This window comes from Veillonella sp. CAG:933 (assembly GCF_000431435.1).
In the GTDB taxonomy this organism is placed as follows: domain Bacteria; phylum Bacillota; class Negativicutes; order Veillonellales; family Veillonellaceae; genus Veillonella_A.
The window spans coordinates 1-5,849 of sequence record NZ_HF986220.1 but is presented as its reverse complement, the minus strand read 5'-3'; the positions used below and the strand labels follow the sequence as shown (position 1 = coordinate 5,849).

The 5,849-nt window shown below is 42.0% G+C and carries 5 protein-coding genes and 1 tRNA gene; 2 read left to right on the top strand and 4 right to left on the bottom strand.

What is annotated here, in order from left to right:
• Positions 1-378, top strand: a 378-nt coding sequence (locus tag QZL64_RS10450) for a glutaredoxin domain-containing protein (RefSeq protein WP_296309553.1), incomplete at its 5' end; no start/stop codon positions are given.
• Positions 379-491: 113 nt separating this feature from the next.
• Here the strand turns inward: QZL64_RS10450 and QZL64_RS10445 are convergent.
• The gene (locus QZL64_RS10445; protein WP_021841941.1) at positions 492-1,361 is read right to left on the bottom strand and encodes a DMT family transporter; all 870 of its coding nucleotides are present in this window, start codon (positions 1,359-1,361) and stop codon (positions 492-494) included.
• Complete coding sequence (locus QZL64_RS10440) at positions 1,361-2,344, bottom strand: radical SAM protein (protein ID WP_021841940.1); 984 nt, start codon at positions 2,342-2,344, stop codon at positions 1,361-1,363. Before QZL64_RS10440 ends, QZL64_RS10445 begins: the two co-directional genes overlap by 1 nt.
• Positions 2,345-2,595: 251 nt before the next feature.
• Here QZL64_RS10440 and QZL64_RS10435 point away from each other — a divergent pair, with 251 nt between their 5' ends.
• Entirely contained in the window at positions 2,596-3,432 is an 837-nt protein-coding gene (locus QZL64_RS10435; RefSeq protein ID WP_021841939.1) for a hypothetical protein, read from the top strand.
• 176 nt (positions 3,433-3,608) lie between these two features.
• Here QZL64_RS10435 and QZL64_RS10430 read toward each other — a convergent pair whose 3' ends face one another.
• On the bottom strand, positions 3,609-5,564 hold the full coding sequence (locus QZL64_RS10430) for a bifunctional metallophosphatase/5'-nucleotidase (protein WP_021841938.1): 1,956 nt from the start codon (positions 5,562-5,564) through the stop codon (positions 3,609-3,611).
• Between the two features lie 120 nt (positions 5,565-5,684).
• Positions 5,685-5,765: transfer RNA gene (locus tag QZL64_RS10425), tRNA-Leu, on the bottom strand.
• Between the last annotated feature and the right edge of the window lie 84 nt (positions 5,766-5,849).

The window sequence follows — 5,849 nt, the reverse complement described above, 5'->3', positions numbered from 1 at the left end:
GCTTTGCTGACCAGAATCACGCGCCAAGTCTCACGGATGTTCGACTTGAATATTTTGCAAACCCGTATAGCAGACAGGAAAAAATATAAAAAAAGAAAGGAGTTACACATGAAAGTTGTAATGTATGGAACAAAAGCATGCCCGGACTGCGTCGAGGCAGAAGAAATTTTAAAAGAAAAAGGAATCCAATATCTGTATATGGAATTTTCCGACAATATCGGATATCTGAAACGTTTCCTCACGCTCCGCGACACAAACCCGATCTTTGATGAAGTAAAGGAAAACCACTGGGTCGGCGTTCCTTGCTTCCAGTTCCAGGACGGAAGCCTGTCACTGGACATCGACGAAGTCGTAAAACGGGCAGAGGAAGAAGTTTAAATAAATCCACATTTTTCCCTTAATAGCAAACGCTGCCAACAAAAAAAGAGCGAAAAGCATGCTTATTCTAATACTTTTCGTTCTTTTTTCTCTATCACTATTCAAAAAATCTATCATGACTTAGCGAACGCAGTTGCCGTCACGGATATAAGAATCAGTATACAGCCTGCCATCGACGAAAGGCTTGCACTCTCATGCAGGACTAAAATCCCCACGATCATACTGGTCACCGGTTCAAATGTACTTAAAATTGCCGCATCCTGGGCCCCCACATACTGTACGCCATACTGAAAAAATCCCACTCCGATAAATGCTGCGCCAAGGGACAGAACAAATGCTGCGATCCATGCGTTTACATTCATATGAAGTACAAAACTTCCCGATACTTTTCCAATCAAAAATACCATAATGGAGCCAACAATATTCATATAAAATATCATCTTCATAGCAGGGATATCCTGCAGCCCGCCCACTTCCAGATATAATATGTAAAATGCATACGTCATTCCGGATATAAGCGCAAAAACAAATCCCATCGGCTTTGCCTCACCGCCGCTTCCTGCATAGGACAGGAAAATACCGATCATGCACAGACCAACACACACCATTTTCAGCTTAGGCACACGTCTTCGTAGGAATATCAGACTGCCAAGCAACACAAAAACCGGATATCCAAAATGAATGACCGTAGCCATACCTGACGGCATATAATCGTACGCACTATACAAAAGAAGCGCTGTGATGCCATAGCCAAACACCGTCACACACAAAATCTTTTTTTCGTCCTCCATAGATACCCCCATCGGAACTTTCCGCACTTTCAGGTAAATGTACAGCGGAATGATTGCCAGGGCAAACCTTAAAAATAATGCTCCCACTATCGTGCTTCCATCCGCGCAGATCACTTTCACAAGCAATGGCATAAAACCAAAGTAGACTGCGGACAGCAATAAATATATGAATCCTTTTACTCTTGTATTCATCAGCTCAGTTTCTTTTCCTTTTCATTATACTGTGCCAGCTTACTGTCATCCATCTCCCACAGCCAACGCCCACCGTCACACATAGACAGATCCGGACAGTCACCTCTTACATAGGCATAAATCGGCGGCTCATCTTTATATTTTTCAATTGCCTCTGTCAGCTTCTCGATCATACGTGGTGCATCTTTCGGAACTTTTCCTTTCACACGAAGTTCCAGGAAGTCATTAAATCCATCATAAAGCATTTGATGTCCGTCCGGCCCTTCTTTCAGAAGCCCAATCAATGTACGCTCTTCTTCCATATTTTCCACTTCATCTGCCGGAATAAATGCTCCGGATTTGATATCTTCATAAAGTGCAACCTGATTATGAAGAAATAAAGAGAAGTTAACAATACGATCCGGCTGCGTCTTGTTCAGGAACTCTGCCAGAGCAATTGCATTTTCCTGACCTCTGCCTTTACCGGCAACACCAGACATAACATGTGCATCAAAAATCAATCCGACTCTTTGGATTCTTGCGATTTCTTTATACGCCTGATCCTGGGTATGCTCTTTTCTCATAAACTTCAACACATCATCCAGACCACTTTCAATCCCCAGATATAAATGTCTCACCTTGCGGTCATATAATTCCTGAAGTTCCTCATCACTTTTCAGCCGGATACTTGTTACAGTCGCATCCATGTTGATCATCTGACAATCCGGAAAATATTTATCGATCAAATCAAGTATCGCACGCAGTCGGTCCATTTTCAGTCCAAATGCATTACCATCTCCAAGAAATATCTTTCTTGGATTTCCTCCCAGATTCTTCACTCGTTGCAGTTCCTCTTCGACCTGCTCAAGCGGCAGCTCACGATATTTTAAATCTCTGAACAGATTACAGAATTTACATTTATTATAAGAGCAGCCGACCATGACCGGCAGCATGTAAGATGCACGTTCCATTGGCGCACGACAAATTCTACCTTCATATTCCATACCATTACCTCCAATTCAACCTACTACTTTTAAATCCGTAAGATTCCACCTTCTTGAGTGCATACATATTACACTTATCCACAGGTATTCATATTATAACACAATTTTTCCAAAATCAATGCCCTGTCCTCACTCATTTTCCACATTTCTGAAGATTTTCTTACGGTTTCGTGAAGATTGTGTGACATCTCTTGAGTCCCTTTTGCATTCATTATAAAATATGAGTTGCTCACAGGGAGGTATAAGTGATTATGGGAAACAAAAAGAAACAGACAAATGAATTTGACAATTACTTCGATGATGATTTCGAAGTTGTATATGAAGATCTGGAGGATCTTGGGAGCTATTTGAGTGAAGATAGTTCTGATAATAACGATGATTACGACGATTATGACGGTTATGATGGCGACACCGACTATTATGATGATTATGATGATGATGACGACGATTATGATGACAATTATTATGATGATGATGACTATAACAGCAACGGCAGAGATTCAAAAAAGAAAAAGCGCAACGGCAAACAGGATCCGGATTACAAAAAATCCAAGAAGAAAAAGCGTCTCGGACTGCCCAATGTAGGAAAACCGGTTGCAAATATTGCTAAGACCGGCATTAACGCGACTAAAAAATTAGTTGGAACCATTCTCCGGGCAGCCACACTGATTTTAATCGCTCTCATCATCCTGATATTGTTGAAAGCATTTTTAAGTAACGCCGGTTCTTATGGAAAAATCCTGTTACTCGGACAGACGAAAGATACCACACTGATCGCATACCTGGCTGTCGGAGCTGTGCTGGTCGGTTATGAACTGCTCAACTTCTTCTGGGCTGCCAGCCGTACACGCGCCAGAAGCAGACACAACAATCGTCTGGATACCGGACGCGGGCTTTTGTCCTTTGTTATCATTTACGCCGGTTCCTATCTGGCCGCCATGTTCAGTCACCTGATTCCAAGTTCTCCAAGCTGGCTTACCGGTGTACAAGGAGGACTGTCTATTTACGGTGGTCTGAAAGCCACACTACTGCCGCTGTGCATTGCAGGAGTAGTAAGCTGTGTGGTCAGGAAAATTATAGTAAGATAAGATTCAAAACTGTATCTTTTATAAACTTCTTGAAACTAATTTCAATATATGCTATATTAAAAATAGAAAAGAACAACCGCCACAAGGGGTTGACTTCATTAGTTTAAGTAATCATGGAATTACCACCCTGTAACACGGTTGTTCTTAGTTTAGTATATCATTTAAATCTATTTCATTCAATTAGTTTTTATCTTCCGCACAATTCTTCTAATCAGCAATATGAGCAAAATAATCAGCACAATTACAAGTACAAAAATGCCCGCTATGATAGCCGAAAATTTATTCGGGTGTTTTACAAGATCAATCATATTCCAGCTGTCTTCCACAACCTTGCGGTCGTGTTTTTCATTATAATATTCCGACACATTTGCAATACCATCACCATCTGTATCATCAAAGGACTCCATATATCTGGCAATGGCAGCCCATGCTTTCAGCTCCTGATTGCCTTCCATAATTGCCTGATCTTCCAGGTTTTCGATTGGATTTCCATCTTTGTCCTTCGGCGTAATAGACAGCAGTCCATAAGATGTGTCCATGACAGCACCGAGCATCTGCCCTGTATATAGGTCTGTCACCACATGATACAGCTTGTCATCTTCTATCTCTTCTCTGTTTCCTTCCCCCTGCGCTTTCATCAGATAGCAATCTGTCACTTTATTAAGTATCATGCGATGCGGATTGTATGTAAAGTTAAGACCACTACAATAAAGTCTGGCAATCGTCATAAAATCTGAAACAGACGCATCAATTTCCGCCACAAGTTTCAATTCTTTTCCTGTCAGATAAGCGCTGATCAGCGGATAACCCGCCAGCCCATCCTTCCCAATTCCAAGTGAAAATGAATTGTAGACCTGTTCGACCGTGACATCCCCTTTTGTATAAGTATCACGTACTGTTCCGCTCGGAACAACCGCCACATCGACCGGATCACCGTCGTAGTACTCAGAATTTTCCACCGCATACACATATGCATCAGACATGATGTCTCCGAGATTCAACTCCTCATGCTTATTATACATATCGTCCACACTGCTGAATTCAATATCATTTTCCGCAAGAATCTGATCTTTTGTATATCCAAAATGTGACAGATAATTCGTATCAACCGTCTCCATCAGCTTATCAATCCGCTCCTGTGTTGCAGCATCCGCCTTTATCTCATCCGTAACCGGAATCAACTCGTAAGTATCCACATCCCAGCGTCCATCATCTTTCTGCGTCATAGAAATCGTTCCAAGATTTCTTCCATATTCTCCACAGGAAACAATATAAGTATCTCCGTGCCGAATCGGCTCATCTAATTGTGTATGTGTGTGTCCGCTGATAATCAAATCTATATCCGGCACATTTTTCGCAAGAATCTCATCTTCAGATTTATCTTCATCTTCCACGGTACCACTATGAGATACGCAGGCAATCATATCCACGTCCTCATTTTTCTTAATCTCTTCCACCGTCTTCTTAGAAGCCTCGATCGGATCTTCAAAAAGCAGTTCGCATGTTGGCGCGCAATCCAGCGAATCTTTACCAAATACACCAAAAACTGCTATTTTGACATCACCTTTCTGTACAACTACATAATCTTTCACACCGTAGTTCTCAAATGCATCTTTAATCTGCTGCTGTCCTTCCGTTAAGCCCGCTTTCTCCATAGCGCTCCAGTCCACATTACAAACGACCAGTGACGGAACATTTTCACCGGAAGCCTTTGCAGTATTCAGCATATTAGCAAGTCCACTGGAACGATAGTCAAACTCATGATTTCCCCAGGTCGTCACATCACATCCAAGATAGCCTAGCATACGAAGCTCTGCCGCCTCTGTCTCATACACCGTCTGGATCAACGTTCCCATAGAAAAATCTCCACCATCCAGATAGAGCGTATCCGGGTTTTTTTCTTTCTGCTCGTCAATTAAAGTCTTGAGCCTTGCAAATCCTCCGACCTCTTCTTGTTTTCCATCAACGATCGTAGAAAAACTGTTCAGATGTGAATGCGTATCATGTGTAAATAATACGTCCAGATGTTTACCCGTGTCCGCGGCTTTTGCATTCACCCCAAGTGTCGGCAGCATCCCCACGCAAAGAGCAATCGCAAGTACAAATGCGGTTATCTTTTTCGTTCTCTGCATATATCTCTCCTTTATCAATTCTTTCGTTCTCTACTATTTTTAGTAATCATACTATATTTTTTATAAGCTCGTCAACGCAAAAAACCTCAGAAATTATTATTCCGAGGTTTTGCATAAAAATGCGGATGACAGGACTTGAACCTGCACGTCGGGGACACTAGATCCTAAGTCTAGCGCGTCTGCCAATTCCGCCACATCCGCATAAGAAAATAAAAACGCAATACCTAATTCCCATTAAGTTTGCGTTATATTCACAGTGAGCGTGCGGGGATTCGAACCCCGGAC

Coding starts and splice junctions, on each gene's coding strand:
- QZL64_RS10430 (WP_021841938.1), bottom strand. CDS start 5,564: ATGCAGAGAACGAAAAAGATAACCGCATTTGTACTTGCGATTGCTCTT.
- QZL64_RS10435 (WP_021841939.1), top strand. CDS start 2,596: ATGGGAAACAAAAAGAAACAGACAAATGAATTTGACAATTACTTCGAT.
- QZL64_RS10445 (WP_021841941.1), bottom strand. CDS start 1,361: ATGAATACAAGAGTAAAAGGATTCATATATTTATTGCTGTCCGCAGTC.
- QZL64_RS10440 (WP_021841940.1), bottom strand. CDS start 2,344: ATGGAATATGAAGGTAGAATTTGTCGTGCGCCAATGGAACGTGCATCT.